The sequence below is a fragment of the Streptomyces sp. Mut1 genome, assembly GCF_030719295.1.
Classification (GTDB): Bacteria; Actinomycetota; Actinomycetes; order Streptomycetales; family Streptomycetaceae; genus Streptomyces; species Streptomyces castrisilvae.
The window spans coordinates 7,336,943-7,355,770 of the sequence record NZ_CP120997.1 but is presented as its reverse complement, the minus strand read 5'-3'; the positions used below and the strand labels follow the sequence as shown (position 1 = coordinate 7,355,770).

General features: G+C 66.6%; 17 protein-coding genes and 2 pseudogenes. 5 read left to right on the top strand and 14 right to left on the bottom strand.

Annotation, left to right across the window (positions count from 1 at the left end; translation table 11 throughout):
• Window positions 1-140 precede the first annotated feature (140 nt).
• A complete protein-coding gene (locus P8A18_RS31835) occupies window positions 141-1,001 on the bottom strand; it encodes a helix-turn-helix domain-containing protein (protein ID WP_306060223.1) in 861 nt (286 codons plus the stop codon).
• A 314-nt stretch (window positions 1,002-1,315) separates the two neighbouring features.
• Here P8A18_RS31835 and P8A18_RS31830 point away from each other — a divergent pair, with 314 nt between their 5' ends.
• Entirely contained in the window at window positions 1,316-1,750 is a 435-nt protein-coding gene (locus P8A18_RS31830) for a cupin domain-containing protein (protein ID WP_306060221.1), read from the top strand.
• Window positions 1,747-2,604: an aldo/keto reductase gene (locus P8A18_RS31825; RefSeq protein WP_306060219.1), complete on the top strand. Its 858-nt coding sequence runs from the start codon at window positions 1,747-1,749 to the stop codon at window positions 2,602-2,604. The genes P8A18_RS31830 and P8A18_RS31825 overlap by 4 nt, the downstream gene beginning before the upstream one ends.
• Here the strand turns inward: P8A18_RS31825 and P8A18_RS31820 are convergent.
• The 3 genes from P8A18_RS31820 to P8A18_RS31810 all read right to left on the bottom strand — a co-directional run bounded on the left by P8A18_RS31820 (window position 2,589) and on the right by P8A18_RS31810 (window position 3,908).
• Window positions 2,589-2,747, bottom strand: a complete 159-nt coding sequence (locus tag P8A18_RS31820) for a hypothetical protein (RefSeq protein WP_306060217.1) — start codon at window positions 2,745-2,747, stop codon at window positions 2,589-2,591. The two genes, P8A18_RS31825 and P8A18_RS31820, sit on opposite strands and share 16 nt — an antisense overlap.
• Window positions 2,740-3,129 carry a TIR domain-containing protein gene (locus P8A18_RS31815; protein WP_306060215.1) on the bottom strand — a complete coding sequence of 130 codons (390 nt, stop codon included), beginning with the start codon at window positions 3,127-3,129 and terminating at the stop codon, window positions 2,740-2,742. Before P8A18_RS31815 ends, P8A18_RS31820 begins: the two co-directional genes overlap by 8 nt.
• A 299-nt stretch (window positions 3,130-3,428) precedes the next feature.
• The gene (locus tag P8A18_RS31810) at window positions 3,429-3,908 is read right to left on the bottom strand and encodes a DUF6193 family natural product biosynthesis protein (RefSeq protein WP_306060213.1); all 480 of its coding nucleotides are present in this window, start codon (window positions 3,906-3,908) and stop codon (window positions 3,429-3,431) included.
• A gap of 500 nt (window positions 3,909-4,408) precedes the next feature.
• On the opposite strand from P8A18_RS31810, the gene P8A18_RS31805 reads away from it, so the two are divergent.
• Both P8A18_RS31805 and P8A18_RS31800 read left to right on the top strand, forming a co-directional pair.
• Complete coding sequence (locus P8A18_RS31805; protein ID WP_306060211.1) at window positions 4,409-4,738, top strand: hypothetical protein; 330 nt, start codon at window positions 4,409-4,411, stop codon at window positions 4,736-4,738.
• A 52-nt stretch (window positions 4,739-4,790) separates the two neighbouring features.
• On the top strand, window positions 4,791-5,258 hold the full coding sequence (locus tag P8A18_RS31800; protein ID WP_306060209.1) for a hypothetical protein: 468 nt from the start codon (window positions 4,791-4,793) through the stop codon (window positions 5,256-5,258).
• Window positions 5,259-5,349: 91 nt separating this feature from the next.
• Here P8A18_RS31800 and P8A18_RS31795 read toward each other — a convergent pair whose 3' ends face one another.
• Window positions 5,350-5,781 carry a DUF6188 family protein gene (locus tag P8A18_RS31795; protein WP_306060207.1) on the bottom strand — a complete coding sequence of 144 codons (432 nt, stop codon included), beginning with the start codon at window positions 5,779-5,781 and terminating at the stop codon, window positions 5,350-5,352.
• 206 nt (window positions 5,782-5,987) lie between these two features.
• Between P8A18_RS31795 and P8A18_RS31790 the strand changes: the two genes are divergently transcribed.
• Window positions 5,988-6,176 (top strand): hypothetical protein, encoded by a 189-nt coding sequence (locus tag P8A18_RS31790; RefSeq protein ID WP_371933737.1) that lies wholly within the window; start codon window positions 5,988-5,990, stop codon window positions 6,174-6,176.
• A gap of 38 nt (window positions 6,177-6,214) precedes the next feature.
• Here the strand turns inward: P8A18_RS31790 and P8A18_RS31785 are convergent.
• From P8A18_RS31785 to P8A18_RS31750, 9 genes and pseudogenes are all read right to left on the bottom strand, one after another.
• Window positions 6,215-6,376, bottom strand: a pseudogene (locus P8A18_RS31785) (pirin); the annotation flags it as partial.
• A gap of 336 nt (window positions 6,377-6,712) precedes the next feature.
• On the bottom strand, window positions 6,713-6,886 hold the full coding sequence (locus tag P8A18_RS31780; RefSeq protein WP_306060205.1) for a hypothetical protein: 174 nt from the start codon (window positions 6,884-6,886) through the stop codon (window positions 6,713-6,715).
• Between the two features lie 297 nt (window positions 6,887-7,183).
• Complete coding sequence (locus P8A18_RS31775; RefSeq protein ID WP_306060203.1) at window positions 7,184-8,035, bottom strand: hypothetical protein; 852 nt, start codon at window positions 8,033-8,035, stop codon at window positions 7,184-7,186.
• A complete protein-coding gene (locus tag P8A18_RS31770) occupies window positions 8,032-12,648 on the bottom strand; it encodes a PDDEXK-like endonuclease domain-containing protein (RefSeq protein ID WP_306060201.1) in 4,617 nt (1,538 codons plus the stop codon). The genes P8A18_RS31775 and P8A18_RS31770 overlap by 4 nt, the downstream gene beginning before the upstream one ends.
• Before the next feature lie 453 nt (window positions 12,649-13,101).
• Window positions 13,102-15,807, bottom strand: a complete 2,706-nt coding sequence (locus tag P8A18_RS31765) for an NACHT domain-containing protein (RefSeq protein WP_306060199.1) — start codon at window positions 15,805-15,807, stop codon at window positions 13,102-13,104.
• A gap of 133 nt (window positions 15,808-15,940) precedes the next feature.
• Window positions 15,941-16,117 carry a hypothetical protein gene (locus P8A18_RS31760; RefSeq protein ID WP_306060197.1) on the bottom strand — a complete coding sequence of 59 codons (177 nt, stop codon included), beginning with the start codon at window positions 16,115-16,117 and terminating at the stop codon, window positions 15,941-15,943.
• Between the two features lie 30 nt (window positions 16,118-16,147).
• On the bottom strand, window positions 16,148-16,720 hold the full coding sequence (locus tag P8A18_RS31755; protein WP_306060195.1) for a hypothetical protein: 573 nt from the start codon (window positions 16,718-16,720) through the stop codon (window positions 16,148-16,150).
• A 107-nt stretch (window positions 16,721-16,827) separates the two neighbouring features.
• A pseudogene (locus tag P8A18_RS34470) lies at window positions 16,828-17,189 on the bottom strand (IS5/IS1182 family transposase); the annotation flags it as partial.
• Window positions 17,190-17,805: 616 nt separating this feature from the next.
• On the bottom strand, window positions 17,806-18,771 hold the full coding sequence (locus P8A18_RS31750; protein WP_306060194.1) for a pirin family protein: 966 nt from the start codon (window positions 18,769-18,771) through the stop codon (window positions 17,806-17,808).
• Window positions 18,772-18,828 lie beyond the last annotated feature (57 nt).

The following is an 18,828-nucleotide window of genomic DNA, read 5'->3' as shown; positions in this document are numbered from 1 at the left end:
GTCACCAGCCATGATGCCACCCGTCCCTCACCGGAGGGACGTCGCCGGCGGAACAGCGCTCGCCCGCCCAGTCGTCGTTTCCGGCTGCGGATGCGCTCCGGCCCGGCATGGGTGATCCGGGCCACGCCCGGCGAGCCGGTTCAGGAGGCCGACGAGATCGCGTGGTCGGCGGCCCACGAGGCGAGGATGCGCAGCCGGTCATAGGTGGGTGATCCGGCCTCGGCGGTCCACAGGACGAGCTGCTGGTCGGGGTCGGTGCCGGCGGTGAGGGTGTCCCAGTCCAGTGACAGCCGCCCGGCGACGGGATGGTCGAGGACCTTGGTTCCGACGCCGAGGGTGGCGACGTGGTGGGCGGCCCACCACCTGCGGAAGTCTCCGTCCTGGACACACAGTTCGCCGACCAGGGCGGTCAGTCTCGGGTCGTCCGGGTATTTCGCTGCTTCCATGCGCAGTTGTGCAACCGCCATGCGTGCCACGCTTTTCCAGTCGGCGTAGAGCGTTCGCATGGCCGGATCGGTGAAAAGGACGCGGACGTAGTTCCGGTGCTTTTCCGGAACGGCTGCGAAATCGGTCACCATGGCGGCGGCGAGGGAGTTCCAGGCGAGAATGTCCATGCGGCGGCCCATGACGACGGCCGGGGTGGCCGCGAGGTCTTCCAGCACCCGGCGCAACTGCGGCTGGACCCTTTGGCGGGCGCGGCGGCGCGGCTTGTCCGCTTCCTTGCCCGCGAGCCCGAAGAGGTAGCGGCGCTGGTCTTCATCCAGGCCGAGGGCCTGTGCAACAGCTTCGAGTACGGGGGCAGAGGCAGGCAGACGCCCCTGTTCGAGTCGGGTGTAGTAGTCCGTGGAGATCGCCGCCAGCTGTGCGACCTCTTCACGGCGCAGACCCGCCACCCGGCGCTTTCCGGCCTTGTCGGGCAGGCCCACGGCGCGGGGGGTCAGCTCGGATCGGCGTGCCTTGAGGAACTCCCCCAGCTCGTTCAGATGCGGTGATGGGCTCATGCCTCCAGTCTGGCAGTGAACGCACCAGCTGTGAGGGGGAGAAATTCTTCCCAGGATGCCCTTCTCCCGGGAAGACATTCTCCTCTGCACGCGCGCCGGCAGGCGTGGCAGCGTGGAATTCGGCACGACAGCGCGTCACCGAAGGCGAAGGACAACGGGCTGCCCGAGGACGAGCTGAGCGAGGACGGGCTGAGCGAGGCCATCACCCGCCTGGCCTCCTACGCCGGACGGCCGAACGCCGTGGACGCCGGATCCAGCCCGCCGAGGCGTTCCGGAGCAGGCACAACACCATCAGGGTCACGGAGGCAGCCGATATGACCGACCACGGATTCGAGCAGATCTTTCCGCTCGGAGAGACCAACGACGCCTACGCCGAGAACTTCATCGGGCAGAGCTACCTGGCTCCCCTGGCCGGCGGAAGCGTACCGGTCAGCAACGTGTCGTTCGAGCCGGGCTGCCGCAACAACTGGCACATCCACCACGGCACGGGCGGCGGCGGTGATCAGGTCCTGCTGTGCACGGCCGGCAGCGGCTGGTACCAGGCCGAAGGGCAGGACGCGGTCGGCATGGAGCCGGGCACCGCGATCCGCGTCCCGGCGGGCACCAAACACTGGCACGGCGCGAAGGCCGACTCGTGGTTCTCCCACGTCGCCTTCATCACGCCGGGAGAAGACGTCAGCAACGAGTGGCTGGAGCCCGTCACCGACGAGGTGTACGGCCGACTGCCGAAGAGCGGAGAGAACGCATGAGCATCCTGACCGAGACCTACACCCTGTCCAATGGTGTCGAGATCCCGAAGCTCGGCCTGGGCACGTGGTTCATCGACGACGACAAGGCATCCGACGCCGTGCGCGCGGCGATCGGGACCGGCTACCGCAACATCGACACCGCTCAGGCATACGGCAATGAGCAGGGGGTCGGGGAGGGCATCCGCACCAGCGGCGTCGCCCGCGAAGACCTGTTCGTATCCACGAAGCTGGCGGCGGACATCAAGGACTTCGACCCGGCGGTCGCCGCGATCGACGCGTCACTGGCGAAGCTGGACATCGGCTACATCGACCTGATGCTGATCCACGCCCCGCAGCCGTGGGACGACTTCCGTGGCGGCGACTACGCCGAGGGCAACCGCCAGGCGTGGCGCGCACTGGAGGAGGCCCACGGGGCGGGCAAAATCCGCGCCATCGGAGTCTCGAACTTCCTCCGCTCCGACCTGGAGAACATCCTCGCCCACGGGACCGTGGCACCGCATGTGAACCAGGTACTCCTGCACGCCGGAAACACCCCGGCCGAGCTGCTGACCTTCTGCGAGGAGCAGAACATCCTCGTACAGGCGTACTCACCGATCGCACACGGCACGCTCCTCGGCAGCCGCCGGATCACCGCGATCGCCGAGAAGTACGCGGTCGGCGTCCCGCAGCTGTGCATCCGCTACGCCCTGCAACTGGGCACCCAGCCGCTACCGAAGACGGCGAACCCCGAGCACATGCGCTCCAACGCCGATGTCGACTTCGAGATCTCCGAAGCGGACATGGCCGCGCTGCGCACGCTCGACGAGCGGGACTACGGCGAGCACGCCGCCTTCCCCGTCTACAGCGGCAAGTAACCCGCATCCGGGGCGGCACCGCACTGCGAGAACCGTGCCGCCCACGTCTCAAGGGGAAGCCGCAGCTTGTTGGTGACGTAGGAGACCATGCAGTAGGAGCCGCAGAGCATCAGGATCTCCAGGCAGGGGGTGCGGTCAGGCATCAGGGTCTACTTCGGGGTGCGTGAACCGTACGGGCTTGCCCAGCGACCGGGCGTAGGCGATTTCCGCTCGGGTGCTGTCTCCGATGTAGTCGCCGACTACGAGCACCTCATCAGCGAGGCGGATCTTCGCCCGGTGCAGATCATCGAGTCGAACCTTCAGCGCCTCGGCCTCGACCGGATCAGCCCAGAGTTCGTGCGGCGACTTCATGTCACAGCCCGGTTTGACGACAATCCTTCCGTCTTTCGTCTCCCGCAGATCCGCCTCGGTCATCTCGGTCATGAACCGGGTGGACCCGCAGATCACGACAACAGGCGGAAGGCTCAACAACCTCTTCGCGTCAGCGAGCCTCTCCTCGGGGGTGAGCAGCTGCGGGTTCGACACTGGTTCCTCCTGGTGGTGTGACCCAAGGGGTGTCTGCGGAAACCGACCCCAAGATCGTTTCGCGACGAGCTACGCAGACACCCTTGCGCCGGCAACCGCACTTTACTGGCTCGCCCCCGATGCTCCACGACTCCCGCTCGGCTGCATCCGGCTCCGCTGGGAACCCGCGTCCCTCGCTGCTGGGACGTCACCGCCGCCCTGGGCCTCGCCACCACCGGGGTACATCTGGCGGCCTGGCCGGCCGCTCGCGACGACTGGCTCGGACTGGTCCGCGCGACTGGAACTCGATCAGACCGCGATCATCGTGGGTGCCCTGCGGTGGCCGGGCCGACAGAGTCCGGGAGGTGCGCCAGGGCCAGCGCCACCGCCTGCGCCGCGGTGGCGGTCTCTCCGTGCACGCCGGTGTTCGGGTACCGCAGCACCAGGTACGGCCCATCGCCGTACTGCGGAGCGATCGCCACCTCGCACCGGTAGCGGCGCCCGGTGCAGGAGCTGAAGGCGACCGTCCAGTGGCTGGTGAAGGGGAAAAGCGACCGCAGCCGGGGCTCCGCGTACGCAGCCTCCAACACCGCGGCGAACTCAGGGAATCTGGGTATGGCCGCCGCCTTGTCGCACAGCATCTCCCACTGGGCGGCGACCGCTGCCTCGGGTCCGCGCTCGTGTGCCTCGGCGACCGAGTCGAACTGCAGGAAGGGGAATGCCTCCCGCATCCGTGGCACGTCCGTGCCCACCCCCCAGGCGGCGCCGACCGCCACGACCTCCCGGAGGTCCTTAGTCACCCCGATGACGATGTTGACGCCCCCGGACCTGCCGATGATTTGGAACGCACGGCTTTCGATCCGGGGGAAGACCTCCAGTGGGAGCCGTCCGGGTGCGGTGGAATCGATGGTGACCGATTCGGGATTTCGCCCTGGCTTCTGAGTAACGGTGATCGGGGTGTGAGGTATCGCTGCACATTCCTCGAGCGCGGCGGCCAGGCCGCCCGCCCTGATCACGTCCGGATAGAAATCGGAATTCATCCGGGCAGTTTCGCATCACCGGCACGCTCTGACGTGCGTTCCCGCCGATCAGGCGCCGCGCTTCCGCCGCCGAGACCGGGTTCGACCCCGGACCTGGTGAGCCCGCAAGCCCGCACCAGCCCTGGTGCACGGCTACGAGCCGATGGCCCTGGCCGATACGCACCTCGATCAGCCAGTCGGGAGGCGGCGGAGGCGGCCCGCTCGCACGCTTCGATCCCCGGAGCTCACCCCCGATCGTCGAAGACTGGTCCGCCTCCGGAATGCCGATCGACCTCGGGAAGGAATGGACCGACCGCCTCGACCGAGTCGAAGCTCTCACCGTCAGCAAGAAGATCTCGGCCGAGGGCCGCAGTCACCTCGCGGCATTCCCCGAGACCGTGGTGCTGACGCACCTGATCCTCGACCCGCCCACAACCGCCCTCGACCCCAAGGAGCTCTACCTGGCGACGACCGCCGAGCTGAGCCGACGATTCGCACAGGTCTACACCGCCCTCGGAACCCAGGACCCCCTCTACCGACGCTTCTGTCTTTACCGCGAACGAGACTTCCGTGAGGCAGCAGGCCAGAGGACCGTCCGAGGGGTCGTCTGACGGGCCCCGCCGCTAGGCCAGCCCAGATGAAATAGTCTGTCAAGCTGCTTCGGTGTTCGAATATCGTCTCTGGCTTGCCGCAGTCCCGGAACCCCTACCTGAAGCCGAAGCCTGTATCTACTGGAACCTGAAGGATCTCCCCACTCCGACCCTCGACGGAGCGTTGAAGCAAGCGGACTACGCCTACGTCGGCTCCTGGCAGGACAGGCATCTGGCGGAAATGCCGCAGTCTGGCCGCTGCCCTGCTGTCCGGATCTTCGACTGGCTGTTCTACCGAGGAACCATCGACCGCTACCAAGCACCGATTCTGGATGCTCGGCTGCGGGATGAACTGATTGAGCTCTACCAGCCCCGGCCGGATGACCTGCCTGCGGAGTCCACCGATGCGGATGAGATCGCCACGTTCCTCACGGCGCACCTCGGCTGGAGCCTGCTGCCCGAGGAAGCGCCACCACCAACCACGGCACCGTCTCCGGACGACCACGGGCACCCCGGCCGACGAGCAGGACGACTGCGCTGACATTCTTACCGTCCAGTCCTCCGCAAAAGCCATGTCGTCTGAGAACGCCGCGAGGCAACGTCCTCAGACGACATGGCACGTCAGCAGCCCTCTACCCGCCAGACGAACTGCGACAGGACAACCAGACGCCGAGGTCGCCTCCCGGCAGGGACACGAACCTCCATCCTCCAGGTCCTGTGATCTGCCACGCCTCGAACGCCGCATCGGTTGGACACGTCAGATGCGTGCCATCCTCGAACACCATCCGAAGCGTGCCGGACTTGAAGGCAACCGCAGAGACGACCTTCGTCCCGAAGATCGGGAGGGCTGCGGCCACGTCCTGAGTCTCCGGCACCAGAAGCACGCCGGGATTGATGTGGGCCGGCCAGGATGAGAGCCGAGCAGGCGTTTCGAGGACGACTTCCCAACCTTCGTCGAGGGCCAGCGTGAGTCGGTAGTCGACAGTGATCCCAGCAACGCCCCGCCCTCGGAGATTCAAGATCCACCGGTCATCGTGTTCGACCGGTTCTGCCTCGGTGCTCATCACCCCACCATGGTGCACGGCCCAGCCGGGGGCGACGGACGGCCATCAGAGATTCCGCCGAAGCCACGCCTGTTGAGAATCCGGCGAGGTGCGTTCTCGATCCACTTGGCGAACCCCCAGCTCAGACCAAGATCCAGAGACAGCTCCGATGCGACAGGACAACTAGGTTGGTGTGCGTGGAGACACGGGGGCAGAGGTATCGGCATGTGGGTCCGGCTGAGCTGAAGGAGCTCGTCCGGGCGGGTGGTGAGGGGCGGAGCATCCGCTCGGCGGCGGACTTCGGCGAGTGGGTCCCGGCGCTGACCCTGGACGAGTTGACCGAGCCGTTCACGTTCATCGTCGATGGCGACGGGGTGCTGCGACTGGCTCCGCGCCGCAGTGAGCACGTGGTGTGAGAGGGAATCGGCACGCCGCGTACGCGAAAAGGCGCAGCTCAGCGCACCCGCCCCCGCGGCTTCAACGGCACATCGGGCAGGGCGGGAGCCTGGAGGGGCGGGCCGTCATAGCCGTGGACCGTGCCGAAGCGGTTGCCGTTCATCCAGTCCTCCCGAGCCCGCGCGATCTCGTCCTGGGTGCGGCCCACGAAGTTCCACCACCACTTGATTGATCAGCGTTTGCGCAGGTCAGATGGCATGAAGTCCGTCGAGGTCAGCAAAAGTCAGCGTTAGAGTGCCGCTTAGGGGCGAGGGCGGACAGCAGGGGCGGATGTCCTCACCTCGGCCGGGCCGCCGGCCGGAGCCAATCGCTCTCTTTCGGAGAGAGGCACCCACAACGCCAGTGCGACGCCGCGAATCCTGGATCCGAACCCCGGGCGACGTTCTTGACCCGGAGTTTGTGAGCTGCCGCGCTTTGAGCCGAGCGGCCCAGCATGGGCAAAGAGCTCGCGGCTGCAACTCAGGAACAAGAACCCCTGGCGTGCACTGAACAGCCGTCAGCGACGGGCGAGGGATGTGAGTGATGCGGGCAGCGGCAAGGTCGATGACCGGTTGGTGAGCAGGACGGTTGATGCGAGAGCGGCTTCCTGCGCGAGGCTTTTGTGTGCGCTGGAACTGACGTTCTGGGCTGGGGTCGGAAGCGGGTTGTCGACGAGGCCGTTGGCGAACATGGTGAGCAGAATGCGACGGGTGGGTCGACCCGGAGGATTGGAAGCGGTGGCGAGCCATACTGACGCGCCTTCGCGCACTGCTATCCCCGCCCCCCTTCCGCTGCGCTCTTCGATGTCCAGCCCTAACGGAGCCTCGCTCAGCACGGAAGATGAGCCAGAACCCTTTGAGACTGAACGAAGCCATCTGCCCGGCGGGCGGGAGTGTCCACTCGATTCGAGATCGGCTCGTGCGTCTCCTGGAAGCCGTGGATCACCGACCCGTCGCCTCGCCCGGGACGGTGATCCATGAGACGGCCGTCAGGGCGTGGTCCGGGGGCGGGTTGCGGCGAGGTCGTTGAGGGCGCCGTTCACCACCTGCCAGGAGACGTTGAACGTGTCGCGGTCGGGCCGGTATGCCTCGCGGTACTCGCGGTGGGGGTGGATGAAGTTGCGGTAGTCGCGCAGGGCGTGGCTGAAGGAAGTCACGTCCGCGTCGATCCAGCCGGCCTTGCGGCAGATGTCGATCAGCTCTTGAAGGCCGATGTTGCGGGGGCTCTTGTTGCCGAGCAGGGTGGCGTCCCGTTCCTGGACGGCGGAGAGGAGGACGCCTTCGAGGAGGCTGCCGAGCATGATGGTGGCCGCGACGTGGGCGCCGTTGGCGAAGCAAGTGCGGGCCTCGTCCAGGCGGTGTTCGAGTAGGGCGGCCATGCGTTCGTCGCCGATGATGTCGGACATGGTTGCTTTGAGTTCGAGGGGCGCGTGCTGGCCGGGGTGGGCGAGTGCGGGGTCGCATGGCACGAGACGTGGGCGGCCTCCCGGGTTCTCCAGGCGCAGGCCCTCATGAACGAGGAAGGTGTTGACGGCCGCGACGACCCTGGGAAGCTGCTCGGGTTCTTCGTAGTACTCGCGGGCGTCGGCGAGCCGGAGCAGCACGTCCTCCAGGGCACCGGGGTCCGTGCGGCGCTCCACGAGACGTTCGAGGGTCCACTCCGCGCGGGACTCCCCATCGATTTCGGGAAGGTTGCGCCAGCCGGCGTTCTCGAGGAACTCGGAGATCTTGTAGGCGGGGCGGTAGAGGAGATGGTCGTCGCCGCACAGGACGCGGACGAGTTCCTTGAGGGTGTTGGTGTCCAGCGGAGCCGCGATGGCGGCCGCGTGCGTCTGTGTCATGCGGGGTCCTTGATGGCGTGAAGGGTTTCGGCAGCCGCGTTGATCTCGTCTGCGGCGTCTGTGTGTGATGCTTCGGGGCCGGCGTCGGTGGTGTCGTCGTCCGGGGCGTCCGGGAGTTCGAGTGGCGTCCAGGGTGTGTCATCGGTGGGAGCGGGGGCGGGGCGGGAGTAGTCGGCCGGGCGGATGTCCAGCCGGTCGAGTTCGTCCCACAGCCCGCTCAGCGCTTCGTCCGGGTCGAAGCGGAACTCGCTCTCCCGCACCCGCCAGAACCGCCAGCCGACGCGGCGAAGTTCACGGTCGCGCTGGTGGTCGCGGTCGATCTGTTCGCGTGTGGTGTGGTGGAAGTACTCTCCGTCACATTCCACTGCCAGTCGTCCACGGGCGCCGACGACAACCAGATCGATGCTCTTCGTCCCCGCCGGGTACTGCGGCAGAACGTGATAGCCCAGCTCCTTGATCTTCAGATAGACCTGCTGTTCGAACAGGGACTGGAACGGCGGCCTGTGCACATCCGGGCGGACCGGGCCGATGTCGTCATTCGCGGCGAGGGATGCGGGCGGGTTCTCCATGTAGGTGAGGAGGTTGAGCCGCAGGTCATTCGGACGGAGACGATCGGGCGGAACCGAGTGGAAGAGCCACATCTGATCCTGGGCGCGGCTGGCGGCGACGTTGTACGCCTGCTGCTCGCTGCGGGCGCCGCCAGCAGCGCGGTGCGGGTCGGTGACGACCATCGACAGGAGGATGACGTGGCGTTCGTCGCCCTGGAAGGAGGCGGCATTGCCAGCTCGGATGCGGTGGTGTTCGCGTACTGGGGCGGGGATGCGTTTCTTGATCAGGTTTTCCAAGAGTCTGATCTGCCCGAAGCCCTGCAGCACGATCACGCCGATCGTCTTGTCACGGTACGCCTCGTCCGAGGTCAGCCGCTCCAAGGTGTCAACAATCGCCTCCGCTTCCTTGGGATTGTGGATGCGCCCTTCCCGGCCCACGGTCGCGGCGTCTTCGACGAAGGTGGTGCACAGCGGGTCGAGACGTTCGCCGCCGTACTGGCGCAGGGGCAGGAGCTTGTTGTCGTAGAAGGTGCTGGACGACCAGTTGATGATCTCCGGAACGCAGCGGAAGTGCTCGTCCAGCCGTACGACTTCGGGAAAGAACGTGGTGAGCAGGCCGTAGAGGTTGGTGTGCGGCATGTACAGCTCACGCAGGCCGGTGGGCATGTCGGGGAGGTGGGCCGCAAGCTTGTCGCGGATCGCCTGATGGCGTCCCTTGCCACTGACTGGGGGCGCGCACTGTTTGTCGTCGCCGACGACAATGACGCGGGGAGCGAGCCACAGCAGGAAAAGCGCGTCCATGCCGGCCTGACTGGCCTCGTCGACGATGACGACATCGAACGTGTCGTGCTGGGCCTGGACCATTTCGGCGACCTGGGCAATCGGCATGACCCAGGCGGGCACCGCCCCCTGCGCCACCGCCATCCGCTCGCGGGCGGCAGCCCGGAAATGCCCTGCGCTGCGGCCTTTGCCCCGTCCGACGGACGCCATGTGGGTGCGGTACGCCTGCAGGGCGGACTTCTGCTCCTGCGTCATGTTCTGTCGGCAGTGCAGCCGCCCCCACGCGGCGGCGAGGTCACCGGTTACTTCCTCCAGGCGGTCCTCCTGTTCGGTCAGCTCGGTGTCCAGCCGGCGTTCGAGTCCGGGCGCGCGGCGCACCCTGACGAACTGCGCCGCCTTGCCCCATGCCCACGCCCGGTCAAGTGCCGCCAGGCGTGACTCCCACGCGGGGTCGTCCGCCTCGTCAAGAAGCCGACCGGTGAGCAGCGGATGCGCGGCCCGCAGATCGTCGAGAAGCCGTCCGCACCGCCTTCGGCGGGTATCGCGAACGTGGGCGTGCTCCAGCGCGTCGACAGCCTTGGCGTAGGCATCGATGTCCTGGTCGCGCAGGGCCGAGACCAGTGACCTGGCCTCCTCACACATGTGCTCGCCCTCCTGGGTGGCACTCAGTTCCTCGTCCCAGGCGGCCAGCCGGGCGAGCGCCTCGTCGGCCGCGCGGCGTCCGCCCAGCGCGGTGACCGCGACTGCGAGGTCCTGCCACGCCTCCGGCGTGGTGAGCAGCATGCGGACGCCGTGCCGCACCAGGATGTCGTCGGCGCTCTCACGGGCCCGGGCGAAGGCGTCTACGTGTCCCAACTGAACCCTGCGATTGCTCAGTTCGGCCAGTTGCACCTCGAGGTCCCCGGGGGGCAGGGGTGCGTCCGCCTGCTTCCAGCGCAAGGCCACCGCGTCCAGGGCGATGTGGGCGCGTAACCGGGACAGGATGTGGTCGAGGTCGGCGGCGGTGCGAGGCGCATGGCCGTCGATGGTGCACGAGGTCAGGATCTCTTGGGCGTCCTTCTGCGCCCGAGAGGCGAAGCGCGGCAACCGGTCGCGTACGGTGCGGCCCTCCTTGGCCGCGAGGTGGTCACGCAATGCCTGCCCCGTGGTGACCATGCGCCCCGCCCGGTTCGCGTCCAGGTCTTCCGGGAGACGGACCGGGCGTAGGCCCGCCGCGTCCAGGGCCTCACGCGCGCCGGCGATGTCGGCACCCGTGGTGGTGACGCGCTCCCACAGCCCCAGACCGCCACGCGACAGCCGCAGCGTGAGCGCTCGCGTTACCCAGGAACCGGCATCCCAGCGGGTGGCATCAGAAGAGACACCGAGATGGTGCAGGGCCGTGGCCGCTTCCTCCAGCCGCAGCGCCAGCTCGTCGGTGACCGCCGGATCGAGCGAGGCCAGCAGGTTGCGCAACTCCACCGTTTGTGACGTCAGCCCGTCACTGGTGACACGGCTCGCACCGAATGTGTCCGCAACCTCGCTCACCGGCGGCACCTGTTCGAGCAAAGGCAGCGCACCTCCGGAGCGTGGTTCGCCTGCGCCATCGCGCAACAGAAGGAGCAGTTCCTGGGCCTGCTCCGCGGTGACCGCGGGCGAGGTTCCGGCGCCTTCCGGCAAAGCCCCGATCCAGCCGTGTGCCCCGCTCTGGTCCTGGACCTGCTGAACGATCCGGGCCAAGGTCCCGTCGTAGCCCGGGGCCACGGACCGGTGCCGGTACTCCTCCTCACGCAGGGAAAGCACCTGGTCGGTGAGGGTGTTGATCCTGCCGCGGATATCGAGGTGCAGCTTGGTGAGGCGGTCGATCTCGGCGCGGAGCATCTCGGTGTCCGCCCCAGCGACCTGCTCGGTCAGGGCGGTGACGGTGCGGTCCAGCTCACTCGTTCCGCCGTGGCGGGTCGAACTCAACAACAGGACACACAAGTCACGTACCGCCGAAGGCAATTTGTCCCGCAGCACGGTCAGCGGCTGGTCACGCGCACTGGTGACCAGAACACGCTGCCCCTGGGCAAGCAACGCCGAGACCAGATTGGCGATCGTATGGGTCTTGCCCGTACCGGGAGGGCCCTGCACCACGACCCCGGTCTCCTTCTCCAGGCGTCGCAGCACACTGCGCTGCTGCTCGTTGGTCTTGCCGGGAAAAAGCGGATCGTCACCGAACAACGGCGCCCGCCGCCCACCACGCACATCCCAGGCCGCACGCTCGGGAGGATCGAGGTTCATCACCATCTGGGCCAGGCCGAGCGGCGCGTGTGCCTCAGCCACTATGGCGTCCGAGATCTGACCGTACACACGCAGCAGCGCATTCATGTTCCGGGGCCGCAGCACCAGCGCCGGAGCATACGTCAGCCGCGCCACTGGCTCAGGAACCTGCGGCGGCTGCCACCGCGCACTGAACACGACGCGTTGCTCGGTCGCCCGCTCCTGCCACTGCGCCAGCAACTCCACCGCGTCGGGATGCAACGGATGCGTCGACCGGGCGGCGATCTCTTCGGCCAGTGCCGCCCCCCGTTCCCTCACCCAGCCGTCATCGGTGTCCAGGAAGTCCTGGTCCTCCAGCCTCAACGCGCCCTCGGCCGACAGCCGCACCGTCACCTGCGCCGTTCGGCGATCCATCGACGTCTCCACCCGCTGCGTGAGCAGATGTCGGTGCACCGTCTCCTCACCGGGCCTGGCCCACGCCAACAGCCCAACAGCCAGCACGAGTTCCGTGCGGTCGTCCTCCATCGCCAGCTGCTGATGCCACGCGTAGACCTTGTCGTACAGCGCCCGCAAGGGTCGTTCCTGGCGCTCCCGCTCGGCCCACTTGCGCCACCGCTGCAGCCAGGGGCCGTACGCGCGCAACACCTCACCGGCCTCATCGCGCGCCATGGTGGTGGCCGCGTCTTCTTCGTCCTCCTCGGTACCGCGCGCGGGAAGCAACGACCGGCCCGGCCCCGCCTCGGCCAGCGGCGGATCAATGCCGTCGGCGTCCAGACAGGCCGCCTGGTCCACCCACCCGTCGAGTACTTCGGGAAGCTCCGGCGGTGTGGTTTGCGAGACGTGATCGAGGCGCAGCACAATGCCGTCCTCGTGTGCGGTTGGTCGGCGCACCTGTTGAGGGAGGTCGTCCAGCCACAGCCGCTCCCGTCCACGGTCGTCGCGCTGGCGCTGATGGCTGCTGTGGACCATGTCCCGCAGAAAATTCACGAGCCCGGTGGTCTGTGCGATGACATCCGGATCGGCTGCATGGCGTCGCGGGGCGTTCACTTCTCTCCTTCCGGTCGATGACGAACGGTCCAGAATGAGGGATGCTCCGGTCAGCAAGCACACACATTGCCGAAGATGGCCAGATTCACTCCATGGAACAGAACCACGACAGACGACCCAAGAGATAAAACGCCAGTTCGACAGAGGAGGCGGAGCAGGAGGTAGAAGCGTTTCCGCAGGACCGAAGAGACGCACGGCCGGTGTCACGCGCAGCCGTCGAACAGCACCTCTCGATCTGGCAGGAACTGGCAGCTCCAACGCGGCTTATGGGGGGGGCGTCGGACCGCCCCGAAGGCGGTGAGCCTTCTCCGACCTGACGCAGGTTCTGGACGGAAGACACTGAAATAGCGCGGACGCTGGGTCGGAAAAGGCTCAGCGAATACCCCCGAGAATTCCGGGTCATCGGCAGGTGCAGATGACTCTTTCTTGGAGGCTGCGAGCAGACATCGGCCGTCAGGCCGGAAACCACCTCGCCTGAGCAGCCACATCGGCAAGATACATCGTGGCAACACGGCCGCCAGATGTAGCTGCCGCATCCACAATCGACATCGGATAATCAAATGGAGAGCTGAGGATGGTGGCAGCGACCTCCGAGGGAAAGACGACTCTGGTGGCGTTAATTTCGCTCTTGGGGCCAAGCGCCTTGAATGTCTGGAGCACGGAGAAGTCGAAGTTGCGATGATCATTGAGTGTGCGGGCCATAAGCGGCATGTGTACCGGCCAGGCGGCGGCAGAGAATAGGGCCATATCTGTCAAGGTCTCAGTGGAGAGACCAGGAATGTCGCGCCCCTCGAATGGCACCCGATCAGGTCGGTGTGCGTAGTGGGATATAGCGACGGCCATAGCGGGGGAGAGTGCGGCTGCCGCTAGCAACGTATCGTGGCTCAAGGGCCGGGCGATGGTGAGGCCTATACGACTGGAGCTCATCAGGAGAGCCTGCCGCATGTTCTCGGGCAGAGCGTTGAGGGTGGCGTTCATGAGCGGCAGGTACTGGTTGACCACATGCTCCTCGGCGACCGCGAACAGGCCGAGCAGCCATGTTGCACGCGTCAGCGGATCGGAATGGGCGCCGTGTTGTTCGCTCCACCAGGAGGCATCGGTGCGGTTGCGCCGGAGTTCGGCCAGGAGACGGCCGTGGTCGAGGGCCGGCCCCAGAGGTTGCGAGCCGGGGGTGAGATCCCCACCCGTGGTGTAGTTCGCTGCAGCAGCGCCGATCACCGTGATTTCTGCGGCCAGCCATGAGGGGCCGAAGAGAGTGGTGAGGACGCGTGCGGTATTGCTCCAGGGAGAGGTAGTGCGGCTCTGACCCTTCTGAAATTTCAGTGCGGTCTGAAGGCCGGCGAAGCGCGGATCGCGTTCTTTGAGGCGCTTGAATCCCCTTTGGCGCTGCTGGGCGTCAACGTCCGCAGCCAGATGGCCAACGACCGCGAGCAGGTGGGCAGCAGCATTGTCCGCCATTCTGAGGAAGTTCTGCGGCCGAAGTACGCGCATCAAGCTGGCGGCGAAGGTTGAAGCGGAACACGGCAGATCACTTGCATGCCCGTTGAGCACGGCCTGGATCATGCGATGTTCCTGCTGGGAACCTGGAGCGGGTGTCAGGCCGGCATCGAGGGCAGCAGCAGCCGCGAGGTCATCGGCAAGGGCGAGACGGGTGGTCTCTTGTGGCGTGAGTCGGCCGGCGCTGTGAAAGGCGATGCCTGTCCGCAGCCATGCGGTCTCGTGGCCGCTTCCCATGGCACGCTGCATGTGGGGGTGCCACCACTCGTAGAAGGCATCTGCGTCGTCAAGAAGGTAGACGGCAAGATCCAGCCGCTCCGGGGTGGCCTGCGATGCGGGGGCCTCGCTGACGAGGTCGAGGAGTTTGTCGGCAAGGTACTTTGCGCCGCGGTCGAGTGTGGGGACGGGAAGATCGTCCTGTTGCGTCAGGGCTTCGTGGATGAAACGGACGCTTAGGTCATCCAGGAACATGTCCGCGGCCCGGTTCTGGGTCTTGGACCGGCCGCTGAAAACCCCGTCGGCCAGGAGTACCCAGGCAGAAAGCCGTAGCTGTCTCGGCCGGGCGCCTTCGTCGCGCTCTTCTTCCAAGGCTTCCACCAGCCCAGCGAGCTCGTTGGGCCGTGCGAAGCCGGCGAAGAAGCGGCTGGTGTTCAGCCAGTAGCTCCGGCGTACGAGGTGACGCAGGATCTCGGAGCGGTCGAAGGTACGATCGTCGGCGCCGGCGAACTCGTACATGTAGCGCGCGGCGAAGTACTCGCGCAGAGGCTGAACGTCAAACTCGAAGGTTCCTTGCGTCTTGCTTGCCAGTGCCCACACGCGGTCGGTGACGCCGGTGAAGAGGTCGTCAACGAGGGTGATGTTCTTGTCCACGCTGAAGAGGTAGTTCAGGATCAGGCGCTTCAGCTCCCGGATGGGCAGCTGGCCGTTGCCGCTTTCCTTCTCCGCATCAGCTTGCAGCTGCCACCCGAGGAAGGCGGTCACTTCCTCAAGGTCGGTGCGGTGTTCGTTCACCGCCGGTGTCTTCGCGGCTTCCCGGTCGAGGAACGTCTCCATGTACGAGGTGTAGAGGTCGGTTCGGTTAGCCGGGACCGAATTGTCACGCTTGTACATCAGGGAGAGCAGGATCGTCAGCTGCATGGGGTTGTTGGCGAGCTGAGCGATATGCGGTTCGGCCGAGCGCTGATGGAAAATGCGCTCCAGATTACGGTGTTCTTTCTCCGAGATGGACCTGGCATCCACCCACTTGTGCAGATAGGTGGTACGCAGACTGTCACTGAGCCGGTCCAGGGCGATCATTTCGAAGCGGTCGGGGGTGGGCTCGGCCAGGCCGCCAACATTGGGACGGGTGGTGACGACCAGCTGTGCGTCGAAGGCGGTACGCAGCCGGGCGGTGAAGCGATCGATCTCCTCGACGACACGTTCGCGGGTCTGCGCCCGTGCTACTTCGTCCAGACCGTCCAGGACGATGAGTACGGGCAGGCGCTCGAGAATACCGGCGACCTCGACCGCTGTCGCCGACAGACCGCCGCTATGAACCGTGAGCACGTGTGCGAGAAACTCCTCCAGAGTCCCCTCGCGGCGGAGCGTCGCGCGAGGCTTTTGGACGGCGGTATCGAAAGGATCTATCCCCGCGAGCCAGGCCGCGTAGTCGTGCAAGTCCACCCGCAAAGGCAGACGCGGGTCCCCGCCTGGCTCCCTGGCGGCTGGTGCGCCATTCGGGATTGCTTCCCCCAGGTAGGCGGCACGATGGAGCTGGCACACGTACTGTCCGAGGGTGGACTTGCCCTGCCCGGGCTCACCTCTGATCAAGGTGAATGGCTGACGTGTGTTCATTAAGGTAGCTTGCAGCTCCGCCCAGGCCGGCGCTGTCGGGCTGCACGGATATGCGACCAACGATGTTGTTGGGCACTGCCACACGGACGGCTTCGACGTCGATGAACAGGTCTTCCAGGCGGTGTGAGGTGAGTTCCACCTGCTTGAACTTGACCTTCGCATCGTCTTCCTACTGCGTGGCGATCACGTTCATAGCGAGCTTGCGAAGCGCGTGATCGTGCGCCTGCGCTTTCGCACCATGGATGAGGTAGTGGACCAGGTCATGACCGGCCAGCATGTCGGAGTAAGCCCATTTGAGCGCGTCGGGGGCCGCATCCACGCGCGCGTCGATATCGGCACGCCACCACACGTGGATAGGAATACCCAAGTCTTCTGCGTGCTTGTCGAGAAGATCGTCCAGCCTGTCCATTGATCCGCGTTTCGGCACGGCTGTCCCGGTGACCGAGGTCATCAGATAGTAGGCCCTAGCGCCTTCCCTGACGAGCCGTCGAATGTTGTCGGCTTCGCCCGCGATTGCTTCGTTCAGCCAGGCCGCCGGCTTCTGCTGCGCCTTGCTGGTCCACTTCACCTGGTAGACGACCAGCTTTCCGTCCACCTCACGGGTGGCATCACGTCCCCCGTCGGAGTGTCCGACCGGATAGCAGCGCGTCTCAGGAAAGTTGTGAGCCAGCAGCGCATTGCACAGTCGCTGAAACGTCTTCTCATCGAGCCGCTCGTACAGGTAGCGCCCGTCGGCCTGCACTGCCCCACTCATACGCCCAGCCCCTGTTCTACGGCTCTGATCAGCACATCCAGCAGCACATCCAGCCTAGGCGACGCCGCTGACACAGTGAGCCCCTTCCATCTTGATCAGGTGGCGACTTCTAGAGCGACGACGGCACGGAGGACGGCAGTGATCCGGGTGGTGCTGCAGGGGGAGCTTCCGTAGTAGACGCCAGCCGCGCAGGATCTTGCCTCGGCACGGGACGCCAACAGCAGGTCGTGCGCCTTGATCCGCCTCTTTCCGCCCAGAACTTGATGTCGTTGGCGGCGAGAACGGCGGGAATGTGGTGGGTCCGGTCCGCGGTCAGATCGCGCACGTCTCCTGGTAGCGCGTCCAAGGCCCAGATCAGGCGACCGGCGGGATCCGCGAGGACCTGCACGTTCATCCTGTGGTGCTTCTTCTCCGAGCAGTACGGCCTGTCGGCGGCATTGCGGTCGATCGGCAACACGGCGGCGCCGGGACAAGTTCGTCACCGAGGCCATGGGCGACCGCACGAGCCCACACAGAGACGGGCGGGGGGCGAGGGCCAGCGTGAGAGCCCTCTCAACTCACAGAATCGCTGGGAGGAGTCAACACGGCGCTTACGGGGCGGCCCTCAAGGTGGCTGGGCTTGCTCTCCCTCTGCTGCCCCAGCTCCCGGCCGGCCCCCGCCGCCGCCAGCGCCGTGCTCGACTTCTCCATGCACAACCGCGTCAGGGTTTCGGTGAGGTTTCCCCGCGCACCCGAACCGGGTTCCTCACGCCGCCTCCTGGGCGCGCACCGTGGCAACTATGACAGCCCGAGGAGCAAGCGCCTGACATTGCTGGGCCGCAGCCACGCTCACCGGGGAGCGCCCAGAGCTAGCACCCCGGTCGGCGATCGGTCTCAACTGACACCTCATCAGGAAAGTCAGCATTAAGTCAGCATCCGTCCTGGCAGACGCGGAAACACGCTGGCACAGATGAGATAGCGCCGCCCAGCCCCAAGCGCCGCCCAGAGCGGTCTCGGCCTTGCTTGCACGCCTACCCCCACACGGCTCACCTCCGAAAAGGAAGCCACACTCCGCGCAAGCGAAGAACCGCAGATCAGCGCACCCGCCCCCGCGGCTTCAACGGCACATCGGGCAGGGCGGGAGCCTGGAGGGGCGGGCCGTCGTAGCCGTGGACCGTGCCGAAGCGGTTGCCGTTCATCCAGTCCTCGCGGGCCCGCGCGATCTCGTCCTGGGTCCTGCCCACGAAGTTCCACCACATGATCAGCTCCTCCTCGAAGGGCTCGCCGCCCAGGAGCATCACGGCGGCGTCGGACTCGGCGCGCAGCGGGAGTTCCGTGCGTCCGCAGCCGAGGTAGAGCATCGAGCCGGGCAGCACCGGGACGCCGTCGACCTCGGTCTCGCCGGACATCGACAGCACGGCGTACTCGAAGTCGGGGTCCAGCGGCAGACGGGCCTCGGTGCCCCGGTTCAGAGTGAGGTCGGCGCCGACGATGGGGGTGTAGGCCGTGCCGGGCGAGACGGCGCCGTCCAGTTCGCCGAGGATGACGGTGGCTGTGAGGCCCGGGGCGGTGACGGTGGGCAGGTCGCTGTGGTGCTGGAAGTGCGGCTCGACCGAGCGGTGCGCGTCGGGCAGCGCCACCCAGAGCTGGGCGCCGTGCAGCAGGGCGGCGTGCTGCTTGGGGCTCTCCTCGGAGTGGCTGATCGCCCGGCCGGAGGTCATCAGGCCGAGTTCGCGCGGGCGCACCGTCTGGAGGCTGCCGAGGCTGTCACGGTGCAGAACCTCGCCCTCGTGCAGCCAGCTGACGGTCTGGAGGCCCATGTGGGGGTGGGGCGGCACCTGCATGCCGGGTTCGTCGGCGATGTCGTCGGGGCCGTAGTGGTCGACGAAGGCCCAGGCCCCGACCATGCGGCGCCCCAGGTTGGGCAGCAGTCTGCGGACCTCGGTGGACTCGCCGAGGCGCACATGGCGCGGGGCGAGGAGTTCACGTACCGGTTCGGCGACGACGAAGCCCCGTCCTCCGCAGACGGAGGGGACGGCCTGGCGATCGAGATTGCTCATGGCCCTCAACCTATTCCGCCCCGGGTGGGCGCGGGTGATACCCACGCCGAAGAAGTA

Excerpts from the sequence above, each read along its gene's own strand:
- P8A18_RS31835 (WP_306060223.1), bottom strand. The coding sequence starts at position 1,001 with ATGAGCCCATCACCGCATCTGAACGAGCTGGGGGAGTTCCTCAAGGCA.
- P8A18_RS31830 (WP_306060221.1), top strand. The coding sequence starts at position 1,316 with ATGACCGACCACGGATTCGAGCAGATCTTTCCGCTCGGAGAGACCAAC.
- P8A18_RS31825 (WP_306060219.1), top strand. The coding sequence starts at position 1,747 with ATGAGCATCCTGACCGAGACCTACACCCTGTCCAATGGTGTCGAGATC.
- P8A18_RS31820 (WP_306060217.1), bottom strand. The coding sequence starts at position 2,747 with ATGCCTGACCGCACCCCCTGCCTGGAGATCCTGATGCTCTGCGGCTCC.
- P8A18_RS31805 (WP_306060211.1), top strand. The coding sequence starts at position 4,409 with ATGCCGATCGACCTCGGGAAGGAATGGACCGACCGCCTCGACCGAGTC.
- P8A18_RS31795 (WP_306060207.1), bottom strand. The coding sequence starts at position 5,781 with ATGAGCACCGAGGCAGAACCGGTCGAACACGATGACCGGTGGATCTTG.
- P8A18_RS31780 (WP_306060205.1), bottom strand. The coding sequence starts at position 6,886 with ATGTTCGCCAACGGCCTCGTCGACAACCCGCTTCCGACCCCAGCCCAG.
- P8A18_RS31775 (WP_306060203.1), bottom strand. The coding sequence starts at position 8,035 with ATGACACAGACGCACGCGGCCGCCATCGCGGCTCCGCTGGACACCAAC.
- P8A18_RS31750 (WP_306060194.1), bottom strand. The coding sequence starts at position 18,771 with ATGAGCAATCTCGATCGCCAGGCCGTCCCCTCCGTCTGCGGAGGACGG.